Source organism: Amycolatopsis ruanii, assembly GCF_003385175.1.
GTDB lineage: Bacteria > Actinomycetota > Actinomycetes > Mycobacteriales > Pseudonocardiaceae > Amycolatopsis_E > Amycolatopsis_E thermalba.
In genome coordinates this window covers 1-20559 of the sequence record NZ_PQHY01000061.1, presented here as the reverse complement: position 1 = coordinate 20559, position 20559 = coordinate 1, and the positions used below count along the sequence as shown (strand labels likewise).

Genomic DNA, 20559 nt, shown 5'->3' with positions numbered 1-20559 from the left:
GCGCGCACGGGACGCCGAACTCCCCCACCGGAGCGTGGGACACGCCCGCCGGAGCGTGGAACTCGCCCGCCGGAGCGTGGAACTCGCCCGCCGGAGCGTGGAACTCGCCCGCCGGAGCGTGGAACTCGCGCGCACCGAACGCAGAACTCGCCCGCCGGAGCGTGGGACTCGCGGGCGGGTGAGACGAACGTGGCCCCCGGTCTCCGCAGAGAACCGGGGGCCACGAATCGATCAGTCAGCCTGAGCTACGCGCTCACGCGCCGCCCGACAGCTTCTCGCGCAGGGCCGCGAGCTGCTCGTCGCTGGCGAGGGTGCCGCCGCTGCGCTGCTCCGCGCCGCCACCGGTCGAGCTGTAGTTCTGCTCGCCGCCGCCGACCGGGCCGCCGGTGGCCTCCTCGGCCGCCGCCTGGGCGCTGGCCTCGGCAGCCTTGGCGATCTGCCGCATGTGGGCCTCGTAGCGGGCGTGCGCCTCGGCGTACTGGCGCTCCCACTCCTCACGCTGCTTGTCGTAGCCTTCCTGCCACTCCTGCGTGTCGGGGTCGAAGCCCTCGGGGTAGATGTAGTTGCCCTGGTCGTCGTACTCGGCGGCCATGCCGTACTGGGTCGGGTCGAACTCGGTGTCGGTGGTGAAGCCCTCGTTCGCCTGCTTCAGCGACAGCGAGATCCGGCGGCGCTCCAGGTCGATGTCGATGACCTTGACCATGACCTCGGTGCCGACCTGCACGACCTGCTCCGGGATCTCCACGTGGCGCTCGGCCAGCTCGGAGATGTGCACCAGGCCCTCGATGCCCTCCTCGACGCGGACGAACGCGCCGAACGGGACGAGCTTGGTGACCTTGCCCGGCACGATCTGGCCGATCGCGTGGGTGCGGGCGAACTGGCGCCACGGGTCTTCCTGGGTCGCCTTCAGCGACAGGGACACGCGCTCGCGGTCCATGTCGACGTCCAGCACCTCGACGGTGACCTCCTGGCCGACCTCGACGACCTCGGACGGGTGGTCGATGTGCTTCCAGGACAGCTCCGAGACGTGCACCAGACCGTCGACGCCGCCGAGGTCGACGAACGCGCCGAAGTTGACGATCGAGGACACGACGCCCTTGCGGACCTGGCCCTTGGCCAGCGCGTTGAGGAACTCGCTGCGGACCTCGGACTGGGTCTGCTCGAGGTAGGCGCGGCGGGACAGGACCACGTTGTTGCGGTTCTTGTCCAGCTCGATGATCTTCGCCTCGAGCTCGCGGCCGACGTAGGGCTGCAGGTCCCGCACGCGGCGCATCTCCACCAGGGAGGCGGGCAGGAAGCCCCGCAGGCCGATGTCCAGGATCAGGCCGCCCTTGACGACCTCGATGACGGTGCCCTTGACGGGCTCGTCCTTCTCCTTGAGCTCCTCGATCGTGCCCCAGGCGCGCTCGTACTGGGCGCGCTTCTTGGACAGGATCAGCCGGCCTTCCTTGTCCTCCTTCTGGAGGACGAGGGCCTCGACCTCGTCACCGACGCTGACGACCTCGCCGGGATCGACATCGTGCTTGATGGACAGCTCACGCGAGGGGATGACGCCCTCGGTCTTGTAACCGATGTCGAGCAGCACCTCGTCGCGGTCGACCTTGACGATGGTGCCCTCAACGATATCGCCGTCGTTGAAGTACTTGATCGTCTTGTCGATCGCGGCGAGGAAGTCTTCCTCCGACCCGATGTCGTTGACGGCGACCTGGGCGGCGCCGGACGTCGGGGCGGTGGTGGTGTCGGTGGTCATTAGGTGGGTTGCTCCGGTTGGTTTACGGCTCGAGTAGGTTTGCAGTTTGCGTGCGCGGCGAGCGTACGACGGCAACCATGAGCAAACGTTCACAACGGAACGGCCGCGGAGCATCACCGCCGACGGTGCGCGACCCGGAACCCGGCTCAGCTCTGCCGAGTGGAAGGTAGCGCGAACCCACTGCGCTAGAGATATCGTACGCGGCCGCCTGCGAGGCGCACAAACAGGGTCGCCCGCACGGACGCGCACCGGCCGGCCGGTGAGAATACCGGTGTGACGACGGCGGGCGAGCACCACGGCGAAGACCTGGACCCGGACCGGCACGCGCGGGCCGAACAGCGGCTCGGCACGGTCGGCGTGGCGCACCGGGAGGTGGCCGCGCACGAGGCGACGGCGGCGAACCTGGCCTGGTGGGACGCCGACGCCGACGACTACCAGGCGGCCCACGGCGAGTTCCTCGGCGACGCGGACTTCGTGTGGTGCCCGGAGGGTGTGCGCGAGGCCGACGCCCGCCTGCTCGGCGACGTGCGCGGCCGCCGCGTGGCCGAGATCGGGTGCGGCCAGGCCGCGTGCTCGCGCTGGCTCGCCACCGCCGGGGCGCACCCGGTCGAGCTGGACCTGTCCGCCGGGATGCTCCGGCACGCCCGGGCGGCCGCCGCGCGCACCGGCATCGGCGTCCCGCTGATCCAGGCCACGGCCGAGCGGCTGCCGCTGGCGGACGGGAGCATGGACGCAGCCTGCTCGGCGTTCGGCGCGCTGCCGTTCGTGGCCTCGATCGAGACCGTGTTCGCCGAGGTGCGCCGGGTGCTGCGGCCGGGCGGGCCGTGGGTGTTCGCGGTGACTCACCCGATCCGGTGGATCTTTCCGGACGATCCCGGCCCGGCCGGGCTGACCGCGAGCCAGCCGTACTTCGACCGCACCCCCTACGTCGAGGTCGACGCCGGCAGCCGGGCCACCTACGTCGAGTACCACCGCACGGTGGGCGACTACGTGCGGGCGCTGGCGGCCACCGGGTTCGTGCTGGAGGACCTGCTGGAGCCGGAGTGGCCGGCCGGGCACACGCGCGTGTGGGGGCAGTGGAGCCCGTTGCGCGGCAGGCTGTTCCCGGGCACCGCGATCTTCCGGGCCCGCGCAGGGACGCGGTGAACACCGCGCTGCTGTCCGCGCAGCGGGCCCGGTTCGCCGCGCTGGACCCGCTGCTGCCGGCCGCCGCGCCGCTGCCGGAGGGCGAGGTGCTGGACGCGGCCACGGCCGGCGGCACCCGGGTCACCGGGGTGCTCCAGGTCCACCGGCACGAGCCGGGCGCGTTCGACCTGCTGTGGTCCGCGGCGCGGGTGTGGCACCTGTTCCCCTGCATCGGGGACACCGGGACCGCAGGCATGGACGCGCTGCTGCGCGCGTGGCGGCACCGGATGGACCGCGAGTCACCGGGCGCGGATTCGTCGTGCACGGTGACCTGGCCGAGCCGGGACGCCGAGGCGGCGCGCGCGTTCCTCGACCACGGCCTGGTCCCGCTGTCGGTGCTCGCGGTGCGCACCGGCCCGCCGCAGGACCACCCGGCCCCGCCCGGGGTCACGATCCGCCGCGCGCGGCCGGAGGACCTGGAGGAGGTCGTGGCCCTGTCGCTGGCCACGTTCCGCTACTCCGGCCTGGTCGCCGGGCCGTGGCGGCCGGGCACCGGGGAGCTGATCGCCCCGCGCCTGGAGCGCAACCTCGCGGCGGAGGCGCCGATCTGGCTCGCCGAACGGGACGGCGTCGCCGTGGCGCTGGCCGACTGCGGCTGGGTCGAGTCGGCACCCGGGTCGTGGGCGGCCGAGTTGCTGCCCACCGGCCGGTGGGGTTACGTCAACAACGTCGCCACCAGCGAGCACGTGCGCGGCGAGGGCATCGGCCGGGCGCTGTTGGCCCGGGTGCACCGCGAGTTCGCCGGCCGCGGCGCCCGCGCGACCTACCTCTACTACAACCCGGCCAACCCGCTGTCCTCGGTGTTCTGGCCGCGCCAGGGGTACCGGCCGCTGTGGTCGTACTGGGAGGTGCGGCCGGCCTCCGCCCTGCGGTGACCCCCGAGTTGCCGGCTCCGGCGGACGGTCGTATCTTTTGAACTGACCAGTCAGTTCAAAAGAGGGGGATCCTGTGCGGGTGCACGCCGACCGGGTCACCGTCGAAGGTCCGCACGGCACGCTGCTGCCGCCGACCTCGCTCACCGTCACCGAGGGCGAACTCGTCTTCGTGCACGGCGAACCGGGCGCCGGGGTCACCGCGTTCGGCCTCGCCCTGACCGGGCGGATGCGGCCGTCGACCGGGCTCGTGACGCTCGACGGCGCGGCGGACGCGGCGAAGCGGCGCCGTGCCGGCGCGGTGGTGGACGCGCCGGAGATCACCGCGCCGGAGGGCTCGCTGCCGGTCCGGATGGTGGTCGCCGAGGAGCTGTCGATCGGGAAGCTGCCGTCGGGCAAGGACGCCGTCGCGCGGTGGCTGTCCGAGCACGACCTCGCCGGGCGCGCGGGCGTCCGGTTCGAGCACCTGTCCCCCGCCGAACGCACCCGGCTGCTCACCGCGCTGGCCGCCGCGCGCCCCGGCGTGCGGCTGCTCGTGCTCGACACGCCCGACCGGCACACCAGCGATGTCGCGAGCTGGGCGGACCTGGCCCGCGAGCACGCCGCGCGCGGGTTCGCCGTCGTCGTGCTGACCGCCACCACCCCACCCGAGGCGCTGCCCGCTCCCCCGGCCCGGCTCGGCCGGACCGAGCAGCCCGAACCCGAACTCGTGCAAGGAGATCCGCAGTGACCGGCCTCCGTCTCGCCGCCGGGGAACTGCGCCGCCTGACCTCCGGCAAGCTGCCCAAGCTCGCCGTGGCCGCCCTGGTGCTCGTCCCCCTGCTCTACGCGTCGTTCTACCTCTACGCCAACTTCGACCCCTACGGCAGGCTGGGCAACCTGCCCGCGGCGATCGTCAACGAGGACACCGGCAGCACCGACCGCAACATCGGCGACGAGGTCACCTCCTCGGTCGTCGGCTCCGGCACCTTCCAGTGGCACGAGGTCTCCGCCGCCGAGGCCGACGCCGGGGTGCGCGACGACCGCTACTCGTTCGCGATCACCATCCCGCGCGACTTCTCCGCCGCGCTGACCTCCAGCGGGAACTTCACCCCCCAGCGGGCCACGATCCAGCTGACCACGAACGACGCGAACAACTACCTGTCGCACACGATCGCCAACCAGGTGGCCGAGCAGATCCGCGGCACGATCGCGGAGAAGGTGGGCAGCGAGGCCGCGAACCGGTTCCTGATGGGCTTCTCGACGATCTTCGGGCAGACCCAGCAGGCCGCGACCGGCGCGACCCAGCTCGCGGACGGGGCGAACCGGCTGCTGACCGGTCAGCAGCAGCTCGCCGACGGCGCCCAGCGGCTGGCCACCGGCAGCGCCGAGCTGTCGTCCGGGCTGTCCACGTTGCGGTCGAGCACCGCGACCCTGCCGCAGAGCACCCGGCAGCTGGCCGACGGCGCGCAGCGGGTCGCCGACGGCAACAGCCAGGTCGCGGCGGCCGGGGCCACCGTCGCCAGCGGGTCGGCCCAGCTCGTCAGCGACCTCGACAACGTGGACAACCAGCTCACCGACCGCCTGCGCGCCGCCGGGCTGTCCGAGACCGACATCCAGCGCGTGCAGGGCGTGCTCGGTGATCTGCGGGCCCCGGTCGACCAGGCCAACGCCCGGATCCAGCAGACGTCCGCCCAGCTGAACCAGCTCGCCGACGGCGCGCGGCAGGTCGCGGCCGGCGCGGCCACTCTGGCGAACTCGGCGCCGGCGCTGTCCGGTGGGATCGCACCGTCCTCCGACGGCGCGAACACGCTGTCGGCCGGGGCCGCCCAGCTCAACGACGGCGAGAAGACCGCGCTGTCCGGCACCCAGGAGCTGGCGGCCGGCGCGGGCCGGTTGCGGGACGGGCTGACCAACGGGCTGGGCCAGATCCCCAACCCCAGCGACCCCACCCGGACGGCGACGGCCGACACGATCGCCGACCCGGTCACCGTCAACTCGGTGGGCGTCGCCTCCGCCGGCACCTACGGCGCCGGGCTGGCCCCGTTCTTCCTCGCCCTGGCCACCTGGATCGGCGCGTTCGTGCTGTTCCTGCTGATCCGGCCGCTGTCGGCGCGGGCGATCGCGGCCGGCACCGCGCCGCTGCGGGTCGCGCTCGGCGGGTGGCTGCCCTCGGCGCTGCTCGGCATCGCGCAGGTCGTCGTGCTGTTCGCCGCGGTCACCTGGTTCGTCGGCATCCACATCGCGCACCCGGTGGGCGCGCTGGCGTTCGCGATCCTCGCGTCGCTGACCTTCACCGCGATCGTGCACGCGCTCAACGCGTTCTTCGGCGCCGTCGGCAAGTTCCTCGGGCTGGTGCTGCTGGTGCTGCAGCTGGTCAGCGCGGGCGGCACGTTCCCCTGGCAGACCCTGCCGGACGCGCTGTACCCGCTGCACGTCGTGCTGCCCATGGGGTACGTGGTCGACGGGCTGCGGCACCTGATGTACACCGGGGCGTCGCTGCGGAACCTGGTGGACATCGGGGTGCTGGTCGCCTACCTGGTCGGCGCGCTCGCGGTGTCGGCGCTGGCCGCGCGCAGGCAGCGGGTGTGGACGGTGTCGAAGCTCCAGCCGGAGCTGTCCCTGTGAGCCCGCGCGGTGAGCACACCAAGCAGAAGTTGTTCGAGGCGACGCTGCGGCTGGCGACCGAGAAGGGGCTGGCCGGGCTGACGGTGGACGAGATCGCGGCGGCGGCCGGGGTCGCAAAGGGCACCGTGTACTACAACTTCGGCAGCAAGGACGGGCTCATCGACGCGTTGCTGCGTTACGGCGTGGGCCAGCTCGCCTCACGGCTGCGGGCGCAAACGGGTGGCACGGACCCGGTGGCCGCGCTGGAGGCGCTGGTGGACACCGGGCTGGAGTTCATCGCCGGGCACCGCGGGTTCTCGCAGATCCTGGTCAGCGAGCTGTGGCGGACGCCGGGCCAGTGGCAGGAGACGCTGTCGCTGCTGCGCGAGGACATCGTGTCGATCGTCAAGGAGCAGCTGCAGCGGGTGGCCGACGCCGGGCGGCTGCCGCCGGGTGTCGAGGTGCCGACCGCGGCGGCCGGGCTGTTCGGCACGCTGCTGGTCGTCGCGCTGGACTGGCAGGTGTTCCAGCCGCACCGGTCCCGCGCCGAGGTGCGCGAGGGCATCATGGTCCTCGTCCGCGGGGTGGCCCGCCCGGATTGATTCCCGCCGGTTGTCGATTCCGCGGCTCCTCGTTCGCCGTAGGGGCGCGGGCGTCATCCGGACGCCCGGTGAGGAAGGGATCGACATGCGGAAACTGGTGGTCACGGCGTTCGTGTCGGCCGACGGTGTGATGCAGGCGCCGGGCGGGCCGGACGAGGACCGCGACGGCGGGTTCGCCCACGGCGGCTGGGCGGTGCCGTTCATCGGCGAGCGGGTGCTCGAAGTGATGAGCGCGTTCACCGCCGGGGCGGGCGCGCTGCTGCTCGGCCGGAAGACCTACGAGGAGTTCGCCGCGACCTGGCCGCCGGCCGACGACCCGCTCGGCGAGGTGATGAACGGCCTGCCCAAGTTCGTGGCCTCCCGGACGCTGACCGAGGTGACCTGGCGGAACTCCACGCTGCTGCGCGGGGACGCCGCCGAGGCGGTGGCCGGGCTCAAGCGCGGCGCGGACGGGGACATCCAGGTCCACGGCAGCAGCGACCTGGTGCAGACGCTGCTCGCCCACGACCTGGTCGACGAGTTCCAGCTGCTGGTGTTCCCGGTGGTGCTCGGGACCGGGAAACGGCTGTTCGGTCCCGGCGCCGGGCCGGCCGCGCTGGAGCTCACCCACAGCGAGCCGCTGCCGCGCGGTGGCCTGCTCAACCGCTATTCGCGCGGGGGCGAGCTCCGCTACGGTGCGATGGGCCCGGAGACGGGCAACTGGTGAGCGGGGGTTCGAGGCGATGCCGCAGTACGCGATTCTGATCTACGAGAAGGAACTGCCCGGCGGGGTCGCCGACATCCCGCCGGAGGTCATGGCGGCCAACCTCGCCGCCGGGCCCAAGATCGAGGAGATGGGCGCCCGGGTGGTGCACGAGCAGGCGCTGCAGCCCGCGGCGCGGGCCCGCACGATCCACCGGGGCGGCGCGGTGACCGACGGCCCGTTCCTGGAGAGCAAGGAGGTCATCGCCGGGTTCTTCGTGGTCGAGGCCGCCGACCTCGACCAGGCGGTGGCCATCGGGAAGCTGCTGCCGATCATGGACGGGGCGGTCGAGGTGCGGCCGGTGCTCGAGGTGTGACCGAGGCCCGGCGCGCCGTCGCCGACGCGCACCGCCGCGAGTGGGCCCGGGTGCTCGCCGCGACGGTGCGGGTCACGCGCGATCTCGACCTGGCGGAGGAGTGCGTCCAGGACGCCTACGCCGCCGCGCTGGACGCGTGGGCGCGTGACGGCGTGCCGGACCGGCCGGCCGCGTGGCTGACGACCGCGGCGCGGCACAACGCGCTGGACGCCCTGCGCCGCGCGGCGCCCCTGCGCGCGAAGCTGCCATTGCTGGTCGAGCCCGCGCCCGATCCCCCGCCTGCTGGCGATCCGCTGCGGCTGGTGTTCCTGTGCTGCCACCCCGCGCTGGCGGGCGAGGCGCAGGTCGCGCTGACGTTGCGGCTGGTGTGCGGGGTGCCGACGCCGGACGTCGCCGCCGCGTTCCTGGTGCCGGTGGCGACGATGGCGGCCCGGATCACGCGGGCGAAGAAGAAGATCGCGGCGGCGCGGATCCCGTTCCGGATGCCGTCGCGGGCTGAGCTGCCGGACCGGCTGGACGCGGTGCTGACCACGATCCACCTGCTGTTCACGACCGGGCACACCGCGCCGTCCGGCGCGTCGCTGATGCGGGTGTCGTGCGCCGAGCGGGCGCTGGAGCTGGCGCGGCTGCTGCGGGAGCTGATGCCGGACTCGCGGGAGGTGCGGGGGTTGCTGGCGTTGCTGCTGGCGGGGCACGCGCGCCGGGCCACCCGCACGGACGAGGCGGGACGGCTCCTGCTGCTGTCCGAGCAGGACCGTTCCCGCTGGGACGCGGCCGCGCTCGAGGAGGCGGACGAGCTGGTGGTGTCGGCCCTGCGCGGCGGCGCACCCGGACGGTTCACGCTGCAGGCGGCGATCGCGATGCTGCACGCGAGCGCGCCGTCGTTCGCGGAGACGGACTGGCCGCAGATCCTGGTGCTGTACGACGAGCTGGTGAAGGTGTGGCCGTCGCCGGTGGTGACGCTGAACCGGACGGTGGCGGTGGCGATGGTGGACGGCCCGGCGCGGGCGCTGGCGGAGGTGACGGCGCTGGAGGGCGACCGGCGGCTGTCCGGGTACCGGTACCTCCCCGCGATCAAGGCTGATTTCCTGCGCCGCCTCGGCCGCTGGGCCGAGGCGGCGGCGTGTTACGAGGAGGCGCTGACCGCGACCGGGAACGAAGCCGAACGAGCGTTCCTGAGGGGCCGCCTCACGGAGGTGCGGCAGGCGGGCGCTCCCGGCTGAGACGCCGGGTCTTCGGGGGGTCGCTCACGGACCTACGCACCAACGGCCGCACCTGCCCACCTGGTGGGTCGAGGTCGCGTGCCCGTTCGGCGCGCGCCGCACCGCCTCGGCGATCCCGGCCCCCGCCGCTCGCAGACCTGCCCGCCCTGACCGCTAGCGCACCAACGGCCGCAGCTGCCCCACCTGATGCGTCGAGCTCGCGTGCCCGTTCAGCGCCCGCCGCACCGCGTCGAGTACTCCCTCGGCGATTTCGTCCTGCGCCAGGGAGCGGTGGGCGTCGTAGGCGGAGACCGTGCCCAGCTGCACCACCTGCGTCGGGTGGAGCGGGAGGAGCGGGTCGGGTGGCTCGACGGTCCCGGTGCCGCTCAGGCCGCCGCGGACCTCGACCACCGGCGCGTCCTCGGCGAGCAGGGGCTCCACCGCCCCCATCACCGACCGGCGGTACTGCTCGTGGATCCACGCCACCAGCAGGTCCGCCGGCCCGCGCAGGGCCAGCTCCGCCTTCGCCGCGAGTTCCCGCGGCCGGTCCCAGTGCGCCTCGACCCAGATCGCCTTCCCGCCGCCCCACGGACGGAGGGTGGCGGGGTGGTAGGGCCGGTGCCCGGGTGGCCGCATCGACCGCCGCGCCGCCGCCCCGGGCCACACCTCGCAGTCCAGCGGGTGGTACCGCCGGGAGGGCAGCACCACGTGCCAGCCTTCGTGGGTCAGGACCTGCGCGACCCTCGCCAGCATGCCCGTTCCCGCCAGGATCAGCGCTTTCCGGCCAGCCATGACCCCACGCTACCTGCTGCCCGCCGCCCGCACAGCCTCTCCACGTGCCGTTTTCCCGCCCGCAACACGCCGGACACCCGCCACGACACTGTTCACCGGCGACCGGTCCGCCCCGCGCCGAAGTGCGGCGCAGCTCGGCGCGCAGCTGGAGACCGGCGACGCTCAGCCCCAGTCCTTGCCCGGGTCGAAGGCGTGCGGCTCGGTCAGGCTGAACCAGTTGCCCGAGTCGTCGCGGAACACCGCCTCGATGCCGTACGGGCGTTCGGCCGGCTCCTGCAGGAACGTGACCCCGCGGGCGGCCAGGTCGGCGTGCGTCTTCCGGCAGTCGTCGGTGCGCCAGACTCCCCCGCCGAGCGCGCCCTTGGCCACCAGCTCCCGGATCTGCTTCTCGGTCTCCGCGTCGTGCTGGGGCGGGCCGGGCTTCATCAGGATGAAATCCAGGTCCGGCTGGCCGGGCGGCCCGACGGTGAGCCAGCGGAAATCACCGATCCGCAGGTCCCGCCGCACCTCGAAGCCGAGCTTCTCGGTGTAGAACGCCTTCGCCGAGTCGTGGTCCAGCACGTAGACGCTGGCATGGGACAGTCCCCTGATCATCGCGAACCTCCTGTCGTCGATGACCAGACGCTACGGCCCGGCCGCGTCCCCGGGCTTCTCCGAATGTGCGGTTTCCGCCCCCGGGCGGGTCCACATCATCAGGTAGCACCCGGGCACCGGCGGCGGCCCGTCCGAACGCACCCGCGCCCGGTACTCGCTCGGCGACTCGCCGGTGATCTCGGTGAAGCGGCGGCTGAACGTGCCCAGGCTGGAGAACCCGACGGCCAGGCACACCTCGGTGACCGTCAGGTTCACCGACCGCAGCAGGTCCTGCGCCCGCTCGATGCGCCGCCGCGTCAGGTACGCCTTCGGGCTCTCCCCGTACGCGGCGGCGAACGACCGCATGAAGTGGTAGCGCGAACAGCAGGCGACGGCGGCGAGCGCGTCCACGTCGAGGGGCTCGGCGTAGTGCGCGTCCATCCAGTCCTTGGCGCGGCGCACCTGCGCCACCACCGCCACCCGGTCGGTCATCGGCTCAATGCGCCGCCTCGTTCCAGGACCGGCCGAACCCGACCGACACCTCCAGCGGCACGGCCAGCTCGTAGGCCGCGCCCATCTCGCGGCGCACCAGCTCCTCGACCCGGTCCCGCTCGCCCTCGCAGACCTCCACGATCAGCTCGTCGTGCACCTGCAACAGCACCCGCGACGAGAGGCCCGCCTCCGCGATCGCGCGGTGCACGCCGATCATCGCGACCTTGATGATGTCGGCCGCGCTGCCCTGGATCGGCGCGTTGAGCGCCATCCGCTCGGCCATCTCCCGGCGCTGCCGGTTGTCGCTGTTGAGGTCGGGCAGGTACCGGCGGCGGCCGAAGATCGTCTCGGTGTAGCCGACCTTGCCCGCCTCGACCACGACGCTGTGCAGGTAGTCGCGCACCCCGCCGAACCGGGCGAAGTACTCGTCCATCAGCCCGCGCGCCTCCTCGGTGGAGATCCGCAGCTGCTGCGACAGCCCGTACGCCGACAGCCCGTAGGCCAGGCCGTAGTTCATCGCCTTGATCTTCGCCCGCTGCGGCCCGGTGACGTCGGCCGGGTCGACGCCGAACACCCGCGCCGCGGTGGCGGCGTGGAAGTCGAACCCGGACTGGAACGCCTCGATCAGCGCCGCGTCCTCGGACAGGTGCGCCATGATCCGCATCTCGATCTGGCTGTAGTCCGCGGTGAGCAGCTCGGCGTACCCCTCGCCGACCACGAAGGCGTCGCGGATGCGGCGGCCCTCCTCGGTGCGGATCGGGATGTTCTGCAGGTTCGGGTCCACAGAGGACAGACGCCCGGTGGCGGCGATGGTCTGGTGCAGCGTGGTGTGGATCCGGCCGTCGTCGGCGACCGACTTGAGCAGGCCCTCGACCGTGGTCTTGAGCCGGGTGGCGTCCCGGTGCTCCAGCAGGTGCTGCAGGAACGGGTGCTCGGTCTTCTCGAACAGCGTCTGCAGCGCCTCGGCGTCGGTGGTGTAGCCGGTCTTGGTGCGCTTGGTCTTGGGCATGCCCAGCTCGTCGAACAGCACGACCTGCAGCTGCTTGGGCGAGCCCAGGTTGACCTGCTTGCCGATCACGCCGTAGGCGGCCTCGGCGGCCTGCTTCACGCGGGCGCCGTAGTGCGCCTCCAGCGCGGTCAGCTGCTCGATGTCCACCGCCACGCCCGCGGCCTCGACCTCGGCGATGACCTGCAGCAGCGGCAGCTCGATGTCGTTCAGCAGCGTGGTGCCGCTGATCTTCTCCAACTCGCCGGCGAGCGCGCCGGCCAGCTCGGCGACCGCGCTGGCGCGGACCAGCTCGCCCTGCACCAGTTTCTGGTCGCCGTCGTCGCCGTCGAGCAGGGACAGCTGGCCGTCGCCGGAGTCGCTGTCGTTGCGCAGCTCGCGCTGCAGGTACCGCAGCACCAGGTCGTCCAGCTCGAACGACCGCTGCCCCGGCCGGACCAGGTAGGCGGCCAGCTCGGTGTCCATCGCCAGCCCGGCGAGCTTCCAGCCGCGCGCCCGCAGCGCGTGCAGCGGCACCTTCAGGGCGTGCCCGGCCTTGGGGATCGCCGGATCGGCCAGCCACGCCGCCAGCGCCTGCTCGTCGGCCTCGTCCAGCGTGGTGACGTCGACGTAGCCGGCCTCGCCGCCCGCCGAGGCGAGGGTGATCGACTGGATGTCCGACCGCACCGACGATCCGGTGGTGCGGAACGACAGGCCCACGGTCCGGCCGGCCTTGGTGTGCCGGGACAGCCACGCCGCGAGACCGCCGGCGGGCACCGCCGCGCCCTCCACCTCGAACCCGGACTCGGCCTCCGGCTCGGCGCTGGACAGCGTCTGGAACAGCCGGTCGCGCAGCACCCGGAACTCCAGCTCGTCGAACAGCCGGTGCACCGCGTCCCGGTCCCACGGCTTGAGCGCGAGGTCGTCGGGCGTGGCGTCCAGCGGCACGTCCCGCACCAGCTCGGTGAGCTGGCGGTTGAGCATCACCGAGTCGAGGTGGGCGCGCAGCGCGTCGCCCACCTTGCCCTTGACCTCGTCGACGCGGTCGATGAGCGCGGCCAGCGACCCGAACTGCTGGATCCACTTGGTGGCCGTCTTCTCCCCCACCCCCGGGATGCCCGGCAGGTTGTCCGACGGGTCGCCGCGCAGCGCCGCGAAGTCCGGGTACTGCGACGGGGTGAGCCCGTACTTCTCCGACACCCCGGCCGGGTCGTACCGCACCAGGTCGGACACGCCCTTGCGCGGGTACAGCACGGTCACCGCGTCGTCCACCAGCTGCAGCGCGTCCCGGTCGCCGGTGCAGATGAGGACCTGGTAGCCCTGCGCCGTGGCCTGCGTGGTGAGCGTGGCGATGATGTCGTCGGCCTCGTAGTTCTCCTTGGTCAGCACCGGGATGCCGAGCACCCCGAGCACGTCCTTGACCAGGTCGACCTGCCCCTTGAACTCGTCCGGCGTGGACGTGCGCGTGGCCTTGTAGTCGGCGAAGGTCTCCGAGCGGAACGTCTGCCGCGACACGTCGAACGCCACCGCGAGGTGCGTGGGCTGCTCGTCGCGCAGCAGGTTGATGAGCATCGAGGTGAACCCGAACACCGCGTTGGTGACCTGGCCGGTGGAGGTCTTGAACCGGTCGGCCGGGACCGCGAAGAACGCCCGGTAGGCCATCGAGTGGCCGTCGATCAGCAACAGCCGCGGCCGCCCGTCCGCGGGCAGCGTGGCTGTGGTGTTGGCTACTGGCTGGTTCTGGCTGGGGCTCACGGGTGCGAGTCTAGGGTGGGGCACCGACAGAACCGCGCGAGCGGTCGCTTCGCCCTGCCGTCGTCTCACCGAGGAGCACTCAGCCGTGACCGAGAACCTGTCCGAAGCCATCCGCGAGCAGCTCGCGGGCATCGATCCGCGCGTCGCGGAGCAGCAGCTCAACGACAAGCTCGGCATCGAGTTCGTCGAGCTCACGGCGGAGCGGGTGGTCGGCACGATGCCGGTCGAGGGCAACCTGCAGCCCTACGGCCTGCTGCACGGCGGCGCCAACGCGGTGCTGGCCGAGGCGCTCGGCTCGACGGTGGCCGCGCTCAACGCCGGCCCGGACAAGGCCACGCTCGGGTTCGAGCTGTCCTGCACCCACCACCGCGCCGCGCGCTCGGGCCTGGTCACGGGCGTGGCGACGCCGCTGCACGTGGGCCGCGGCACCATCACCGCCGAGATCGTGCTGACCGACGACCAGGGCCGCCGCACCTGCACCGCGCGCCTGTCCTGCCTGGTGCGCGACCGCGCGCCGGGCAGCCGCTGACACACGGACGAGGGCCCCGGCGCACGCGGCGCCGGGGCCCTCACCGTTCCAGGTCCACCCGATCAGGCGACGCCCAGGTAGGCCTCCTTGATCGCGGAGTCCGCGAGCAGCTCGGTCCCGGTGCCGCTCTTGGTGATCCGGCCGGTTTCCAGCACGTACGCGCGGTGGGCGCGGGAGAGCGCCTGCTGCGCGTTCTGCTCCACCAGCAGCACGGTCGTGCCCTGCTTGTTGATCTCCGTGACGATCCGGAAGATCTGCTGGATGAACTGCGGCGCCAGCCCCATCGACGGCTCGTCGAGCAGCAGCAGCCGGGGCTTGGCCATCAGGGCCCGGCCCATCGCCAGCATCTGCTGCTCACCGCCGGAGAGGGTGCCGCCGGCCTGGTTGCGCCGTTCCGCCAGGCGCGGGAACAGGTCGAACACGCGGTCCAGGTCGGGTTGCAGGTTCTTCCGGTCCTTGCGCGCGTAGGCGCCCATGTCCAGGTTCTCCGCGACCGTCATGCCCGGGAACACCCCGCGCCCCTCGGGCACCTGCGAGATGCCGCGCACGACCCGCAGGTCCGCGCGCAGCTTCGTGATGTCCTCACCGGCGAAGGTGATCCGGCCCGCCGACAGCGGGCGGATCCCCGAGATGGCGCGCATCGTGGTGCTCTTGCCGGCGCCGTTGGCGCCGATGAGGGCGACGACCTCGCCCTCGTCGACCCGCAGCGTCAGCTCCGAGACCGCCTGGATCCGTCCGTAGTGGACGGAGACCCCGTCAAGCTCAAGCAGCGTCATCGTCAGGCACTCCCAGGTAGGCGGCGATCACAGCGGGGTTCTCCCTGATCTCGGCCGGCAGTCCTTCGGCGATCTTCTTGCCGAACTCCAGAACGACGATCCGGTCGGTCACGCCCATGACGAGCTTCATGTCGTGCTCGATGAGCAGGACGGTGTAGCCGTCGTCGCGGATCTTGCGGATCAGCCCCATGAGCTCTTCCTTCTCCGCCGGGTTGAACCCGGCGGCCGGCTCGTCGAGGCACAGCAGCTTCGGCTCGGTGGCCATCGCCCGCGCGATCTCCAGGCGGCGCTGGTAGCCGTACGGGAGGTTCTTGGCCTTGTCCGCGGCCCGGTCGGCGATGCCGACGAACTCCAGCAGCGCCATGGCCCGCTCGACCGCGGTCTTCTCCTCCTGGTGGTGCCGCGGCAGCCGCAGCAGCGCACCGATGACGCTGGTCTTGTGGCGGGCGTCGGTGCCGACCACCACGTTCTCCAGCGCGGTCATCTCGCCGAAGAGGCGGATGTTCTGGAAGGTGCGGGCGATGCCGCGCTGCGTGATCTGGTGCCGGGTGGCCTTGCCCAGCGGCTTGTCCTCCAGCAGCACCTGCCCCGACGTGGGCCGGTAGACCCCGGTCATCGCGTTGAAGCAGGTGGTCTTGCCGGCGCCGTTGGGCCCGATCAGGCCCAGGATCTCGCCGCGGCGGATGCCGAAGGACACCGAGTCCAGCGCGGTCAGGCCGCCGAACTTCAGCGTCACGTCGCGCAGCTCGAGCAGGGTCTCGCCGACCTCGACCTGGATGTCCCGGTCGACGGCGACAGCCTCGGCGACCTCGGCCTCGTGTTCGGCGAGCTCCTCCGGGCTCATCCGGGCGACCTCGGCGACCAGGCCGCCCTCGACGGGGGTCTCCTCGCTGGGGTGGCTCATCGGGGACCTCCCGTCGTGTCGGCGGCCAGCGCGCTCTCCCCGCTGATCTGCTCACCGCGGCCGAGCAGCCGCTGGTAGGCCTGGCGGCCCCGGGCCAGCAGCCGCTGCCGGGCGCCGAGCAGGCCCTGCGGGCGGAAGATCATCAGGATGATCAGCGCGATGCCGAAGATGAGGTAGTTGTACTCGGCCAGCTGCACGAACCGCAGCGGCAGGTAGGCCACCACGGCCGCGCCGAGCAGCACGCCCACCTTGTTGCCGGCGCCGCCGAGCACCACCGCGGCCAGGAACAGCATCGAGGTGATGACGTCGAACGACTGGTTGTTCACGAACCCGAGCTTGCCCGCGTAGAGCGCGCCGGAGAGACCGCCGATGGCGGCGCCGATGACGAACGCCCAGATCTTGAACTTGAAGACCGGGACGCCCATGATCTCGGCGACGTCCTCGTCCTCGCGGATCGACACCCAGGCGCGGCCGACGCGGCTGCGTTCCAGGTTCCCGACCAGCAGCAGGATCGCGATGATGATGGTGACCGTCAGCCAGTACCAGGCGGTGGCGTTGGCGAAGAACGGCGTGCCGTCCGCGTCGGTGCCGACGCGCTCGAAGCCGGACTGGCCGCGCAGCGGGTCGACGTTGTCCGCCACCAGGCGGATGATCTCGCCGAACCCGAGCGTGACGATCGCCAGGTAGTCACCGCGCAGCCGCAGGGTCGGCGTGCCCAGGATGACCCCGAAGATCATCGTGACCACCATCGCCAGCGGCAGCGTCCACAGGTAGGGCAGCTTGGTCAGCCCGGAGTTCGGGCTGGTGAACAGCGCCGCGACGTAGGCGCCGACGGCGAAGAAGCCGACGTAGCCCAGGTCCAGCAGGCCGGCCTGGCCGACCACCACGTTGAGCCCGATCGCGACCAGCGCGTAGCGGGCCACGTCGAACATCGCGGTCGGGAAGTCGGTGCCGGTCGTCGCGATGAGCGGCGGGTTGAGCACCGGCAGGAAGTAGATCAGCGCCACGACCGGGATGAGGATCGCCCACTGGGCCGGCCGGGACAGGTTGTTCCACTGCTCGCGGATGGAGCGCCGCTTCGCCGGCGCGCTCACGGTCTGGGTGCTCATACGCGCGCCTTCCCGAGGGACTCACCGAGGATGCCGGTGGGACGGAACATCAGGACGACGATCAGCACGACGAAGGCCACGATGTCCTTCCACTCGCCGCCGAACAGGGACTGGCCGTAGTTCTCCACCAGGCCGAGCAGGAACCCGCCGAGCAGCGCGCCCCGCAGGTTGCCGATCCCGCCGAGCACCGCGGCGGTGAACGCCTTGATGCCGAGCAGGAAGCCGCCGTTGTAGATGGCGCCCTGCGGGATCCGCATCATGTAGAACAGCGCGGCGGCGCCGGCGAGCAGCCCGCCGACGAGGAACGTGATGACGATGACCCGTTCCTTGTTGACGCCCATCAGCGTCGCGGTGTCCGGGTCCTGGGCGACCGCGCGGATGCCGCGGCCCAGGCGGGTCCGGTTGACGAAGTAGTCGGCCACGAACCACAGCAGGACGGCGGCGACGAAGAGGATGATGTGGATGTTGGTGACCGTCGCGCCGAAGAGCCGGAACAGCGGTTCCGGCTGCAGCAGCCGGATCTGGGGCTGCTGGTTGAGGCCGAACACCAGGCGCAGAACCTGCTGGATGGCGAACGAGGCGCCGATCGCGGTGATCAGGAAGACCAGGCGCGGGGCGTTGCGCTTGCGCAACGGGCGGTAGGCCACGCGTTCCAGCAGCACCGCGGTGCCGCCGGAGACCGCCATCGCGGCGATGCAGGCGATCGCGAGGAAGAGGATGATCTCGAAGACCGACAGGACCGGCGTGGCGCCGGCGCGGAACCCGAGGCCGTAGAAGGTCAGCCAGGTGGCGAACGCGCCGACGACGAAGACCTCGGAGTGCGCGAAGTTGATGAGCTTGAGCACGCCGTAGACGAGCGTGTAGCCCAGGGCCACCAGTGCGTAGATGCCGCCGAGCGCGAGGCCGTCGACGGTGTTGTTCCAGAACTGTTCCGCGAGGCCGGCCACGTCGAAGGAGATCCATGGCTCGGACTGCGCGAGGAATGGGGTCATCGCGGGGTACAAGGGTTCACTCATTCCCGGGTACGGATCGGGCATGCACGCGACGATCGGCCGCGTGCATGCCCGATAAGGTCAGGTCGTTAGCTGATCTGGCCGTTGTTGACGATCCTGCCGTTCTCGACGCGGTAGCTCCACACCGGGGTGTCGGAGAGCTCGCCCTTGTCGTTCCACTTGAACTTCTTCGTCAGGCCCTGACCGTCGTAGTTCTTGACGAAGTTGAGCATTCCCGCGCGGTCCTTGATGCCGCTGTCGATGCCCTTGAGCAGAATGGTCGTGACGTCGTAGCCCTCGGGCGAGTAGGTGCCCGGGTCAGCGCCCTCGACCTGCTTGAAGGCGGCCGTGAAGTCGCGGAAGTTGTCCTCCGGGACGCACGGGCAGGTGAAGTAGGCGTTGGTCGCGCCGCCGCCGGCGCCCTTGAGGAACTCGTTGTCCTTCACACCGTCCGGCCCGACGAACTTGGCGGTGACGCCCTTGTCGTTGAGCTGCTGCGCGAACGGGCCGGCCTCGGGGTAGTAGCCGGAGTAGAAGATGGCGTCCGGGTTCTCGGTGGAGATCTTGTTGACCACCGCGGAGAAGTCGGTCTGACCGGTCTTCACCTTGTCGGTGCAGGAGGCCTTGGCGCCCAGCGCCTGCTTCACGGCGTTGGCCAGGCCGATGCCGTACTCGGAGTCGTCCTCCACGACGCAGACCTTGTTGGCCTTGAGCGTCTCGGTGAGGAACTTGGCCGCCGCCGGGCCCTGGACCGAGTCGTTGCCCATGCCGCGGAAGAAGGTCTTCCAGCCGTTCTCGGCCAGCGCGGGGTTGGTCGCCGACGGGCTGATGGTGACCAGGCCGGCCTGGTTGAACAGGTTGCCCGCGGCCTTGGACTCACCGGAGAACGGCAGGCCCACGACGCCGATGATGTCGGCCTCGTTGATGACCTGGGTGACGATGCCCGGGGCCTTGTCCGGCTTGCCTTCGGTGTCGAACTGCTTCAGCGTCACCTGGCAGTTCGGGTTCGCCTCGTTGTGCTGCTTCACCGCGAGGTCGGCGCCACGCAGGATGTTCTGGCCCAGCGCTGCGCTCGCGCCGTTGATGGTGCCCGCGTACGCGATCGACACGCCCGAGCACACCGCCTTGCCGTCGCCGCGCGGGTTCGCCGCGTCGGCCGCCTGCGAAGGCGCCGCCGCCGAGCCGGTGGTGTCGCCCGACGTACCTCCCTCATCACGCGCCGCGCACGCACCCAGCGCCAGCGTTGCCGCCGCTGCCAGCACGAGAACTCGCGTGAGTCGTGCTCCTGACACTCGTTCCTCCAATATCCAGCCGGCCGCGGACTGCGGCCGTCCCGAGATAGGGACCTATCGGGCGCTGAACGTAGCCGCCCGGTGAGGTCAAGCACAGCGGTCCGCGCTGTCTTGTTTCCACATCGTGACGGGGGTCACTATAGTTCATGCATGATTTACACCCGGTTGCTGCATTGCAACAACCGGGTGATAACAATCAGTGACCTTTTGCTCAGATGAGCAGCGCCGTCACGCTCTCGTTGGAGTGATGTCGGAGCGTTTGACCACGCACGCGAACGCGTGGGGTTATTTCTGACCGATGCTCTCGACGACCGCCTGGGCGACGGCCTTCATGGTCGTGCGCCGGTCCATGGCGGTGCGCTGGATCCACCGGAACGCGTCCGGCTCGGTCAGGCCCTGGTGGGTCATCAGCAGGCCCTTGGCCCGGTCGATGACCTTGCGGGTCTCCAGCCGGTCGGACAGGCTGGCGACCTCGGCTTCGAGGGCCTGCATCTCCGAGAACCGGCTGACGGCCAGTTCGATCGCGGGAACGAGGTCCCGCTTGTTGAACGGCTTGACCAGGTACGCCATGGTGCCCGCGTCGCGGGCGCGCTCGACCAGCTCGCGCTGGCTGAACGCGGTCAGGATGACCACGGGGGCGATGCGGTCGGTGGTGATCTGGGACGCCGCCTCGATGCCGTCCAGCTTGGGCATCTTGACGTCCAGGATCACCAGGTCGGGCTTGAGCTCGGCAGCCAGCTTGATGGCCTCTTCGCCGTCGCCCGCCTCGCCCACCACCTGGTATCCCTCTTCGCGCAACATCTCGACGAGGTCAAGCCGGATCAGTGCTTCGTCTTCGGCGACGAGCACCCGACGCTGCGGAGCGGTGGCCACACCGCTGGCCTCGGTAGCCTCTTCGGTCACCGGGGTCCTCCTGCGTGCTCGACGGAATGGGAATGCGGTAAACCGCAGGACGAGCCTACCCGGAACGATCCAGTCGGTGGATGGCGCAGACCACGTACCGAGCATGGTGTTCACCACGTCGTGCGACGGCGTGTCGCGTTGATCGACTCGCCCGTGAGCGGTCGTCACTGAGGGCTACCCCCGCTGCTCGGGTGGGTGGGCG

Annotated in this window: 20 protein-coding genes; 9 read left to right on the top strand and 11 right to left on the bottom strand. The window is 71.5% G+C overall.

The annotated features are described in order from the left end of the window. Nucleotides 1–253 precede the first annotated feature (253 nt). Entirely contained in the window at nucleotides 254–1750 is a 1497-nt protein-coding gene (rpsA, locus tag D0D28_RS26570; RefSeq protein WP_094009190.1) for a 30S ribosomal protein S1, read from the bottom strand. Nucleotides 1751–2023: 273 nt separating this feature from the next. Between rpsA and D0D28_RS26565 the strand changes: the two genes are divergently transcribed. From D0D28_RS26565 to D0D28_RS26530, 8 genes are all read left to right on the top strand, one after another. Then, a complete protein-coding gene (locus D0D28_RS26565) occupies nucleotides 2024–2896 on the top strand; it encodes a class I SAM-dependent methyltransferase (protein ID WP_116113376.1) in 873 nt (290 codons plus the stop codon). Further along, complete coding sequence (locus D0D28_RS26560; RefSeq protein ID WP_094009191.1) at nucleotides 2893–3810, top strand: GNAT family N-acetyltransferase; 918 nt, start codon at nucleotides 2893–2895, stop codon at nucleotides 3808–3810. Before D0D28_RS26565 ends, D0D28_RS26560 begins: the two co-directional genes overlap by 4 nt. A gap of 73 nt (nucleotides 3811–3883) precedes the next feature. Then, on the top strand, nucleotides 3884–4537 hold the full coding sequence (locus D0D28_RS26555; protein WP_116113373.1) for an ATP-binding cassette domain-containing protein: 654 nt from the start codon (nucleotides 3884–3886) through the stop codon (nucleotides 4535–4537). Beyond that, the gene (locus D0D28_RS26550) at nucleotides 4534–6414 is read left to right on the top strand and encodes a YhgE/Pip family protein (protein WP_116113371.1); all 1881 of its coding nucleotides are present in this window, start codon (nucleotides 4534–4536) and stop codon (nucleotides 6412–6414) included. The genes D0D28_RS26555 and D0D28_RS26550 overlap by 4 nt, the downstream gene beginning before the upstream one ends. Further along, nucleotides 6411–6995, top strand: coding sequence for a TetR/AcrR family transcriptional regulator (locus D0D28_RS26545; protein WP_116113368.1), 585 nt, complete (start codon nucleotides 6411–6413; stop codon nucleotides 6993–6995). The genes D0D28_RS26550 and D0D28_RS26545 overlap by 4 nt, the downstream gene beginning before the upstream one ends. An 85-nt stretch (nucleotides 6996–7080) precedes the next feature. Continuing rightward, nucleotides 7081–7701, top strand: coding sequence for a dihydrofolate reductase family protein (locus D0D28_RS26540; RefSeq protein ID WP_116113366.1), 621 nt, complete (start codon nucleotides 7081–7083; stop codon nucleotides 7699–7701). A 16-nt stretch (nucleotides 7702–7717) separates the two neighbouring features. Continuing rightward, nucleotides 7718–8053 (top strand): YciI family protein, encoded by a 336-nt coding sequence (locus tag D0D28_RS26535; protein ID WP_116113364.1) that lies wholly within the window; start codon nucleotides 7718–7720, stop codon nucleotides 8051–8053. Next, nucleotides 8050–9276: an RNA polymerase sigma factor gene (locus D0D28_RS26530; RefSeq protein ID WP_116113361.1), complete on the top strand. Its 1227-nt coding sequence runs from the start codon at nucleotides 8050–8052 to the stop codon at nucleotides 9274–9276. The genes D0D28_RS26535 and D0D28_RS26530 overlap by 4 nt, the downstream gene beginning before the upstream one ends. A gap of 153 nt (nucleotides 9277–9429) precedes the next feature. Here the strand turns inward: D0D28_RS26530 and D0D28_RS26525 are convergent, their stop codons facing one another. The 4 genes from D0D28_RS26525 to polA all read right to left on the bottom strand — a co-directional run bounded on the left by D0D28_RS26525 (nucleotide 9430) and on the right by polA (nucleotide 13852). Beyond that, a complete protein-coding gene (locus D0D28_RS26525) occupies nucleotides 9430–10047 on the bottom strand; it encodes a hypothetical protein (protein ID WP_240323362.1) in 618 nt (205 codons plus the stop codon). Nucleotides 10048–10209: 162 nt separating this feature from the next. After that, nucleotides 10210–10641 (bottom strand): VOC family protein, encoded by a 432-nt coding sequence (locus D0D28_RS26520; RefSeq protein WP_116113358.1) that lies wholly within the window; start codon nucleotides 10639–10641, stop codon nucleotides 10210–10212. Between the two features lie 30 nt (nucleotides 10642–10671). Further along, the gene (locus tag D0D28_RS26515) at nucleotides 10672–11112 is read right to left on the bottom strand and encodes a helix-turn-helix domain-containing protein (protein ID WP_094008323.1); all 441 of its coding nucleotides are present in this window, start codon (nucleotides 11110–11112) and stop codon (nucleotides 10672–10674) included. 4 nt (nucleotides 11113–11116) lie between these two features. Then, nucleotides 11117–13852, bottom strand: coding sequence for a DNA polymerase I (gene polA / locus D0D28_RS26510; RefSeq protein WP_240323361.1), 2736 nt, complete (start codon nucleotides 13850–13852; stop codon nucleotides 11117–11119). A gap of 85 nt (nucleotides 13853–13937) precedes the next feature. Here polA and D0D28_RS26505 point away from each other — a divergent pair, with 85 nt between their 5' ends. Further along, on the top strand, nucleotides 13938–14381 hold the full coding sequence (locus tag D0D28_RS26505) for a PaaI family thioesterase (protein WP_094008325.1): 444 nt from the start codon (nucleotides 13938–13940) through the stop codon (nucleotides 14379–14381). A gap of 62 nt (nucleotides 14382–14443) precedes the next feature. Here the strand turns inward: D0D28_RS26505 and D0D28_RS26500 are convergent, their stop codons facing one another. The 6 genes from D0D28_RS26500 to D0D28_RS26475 form a co-directional block, all read right to left on the bottom strand. Beyond that, nucleotides 14444–15157 carry an ABC transporter ATP-binding protein gene (locus D0D28_RS26500; RefSeq protein WP_094008326.1) on the bottom strand — a complete coding sequence of 238 codons (714 nt, stop codon included), beginning with the start codon at nucleotides 15155–15157 and terminating at the stop codon, nucleotides 14444–14446. Next, nucleotides 15144–16061 carry an ABC transporter ATP-binding protein gene (locus D0D28_RS26495; RefSeq protein ID WP_094008327.1) on the bottom strand — a complete coding sequence of 306 codons (918 nt, stop codon included), beginning with the start codon at nucleotides 16059–16061 and terminating at the stop codon, nucleotides 15144–15146. The genes D0D28_RS26500 and D0D28_RS26495 overlap by 14 nt, the downstream gene beginning before the upstream one ends. Next, complete coding sequence (locus D0D28_RS26490; RefSeq protein WP_094008328.1) at nucleotides 16058–17170, bottom strand: branched-chain amino acid ABC transporter permease; 1113 nt, start codon at nucleotides 17168–17170, stop codon at nucleotides 16058–16060. The genes D0D28_RS26495 and D0D28_RS26490 overlap by 4 nt, the downstream gene beginning before the upstream one ends. Then, nucleotides 17167–18162, bottom strand: coding sequence for a branched-chain amino acid ABC transporter permease (locus tag D0D28_RS26485; protein ID WP_094008329.1), 996 nt, complete (start codon nucleotides 18160–18162; stop codon nucleotides 17167–17169). The genes D0D28_RS26490 and D0D28_RS26485 overlap by 4 nt, the downstream gene beginning before the upstream one ends. Before the next feature lie 89 nt (nucleotides 18163–18251). Further along, the gene (locus tag D0D28_RS26480; RefSeq protein WP_094008330.1) at nucleotides 18252–19424 is read right to left on the bottom strand and encodes a branched-chain amino acid ABC transporter substrate-binding protein; all 1173 of its coding nucleotides are present in this window, start codon (nucleotides 19422–19424) and stop codon (nucleotides 18252–18254) included. Nucleotides 19425–19739: 315 nt separating this feature from the next. Further along, complete coding sequence (locus tag D0D28_RS26475) at nucleotides 19740–20357, bottom strand: ANTAR domain-containing response regulator (RefSeq protein WP_017988040.1); 618 nt, start codon at nucleotides 20355–20357, stop codon at nucleotides 19740–19742. Between the last annotated feature and the right edge of the window lie 202 nt (nucleotides 20358–20559).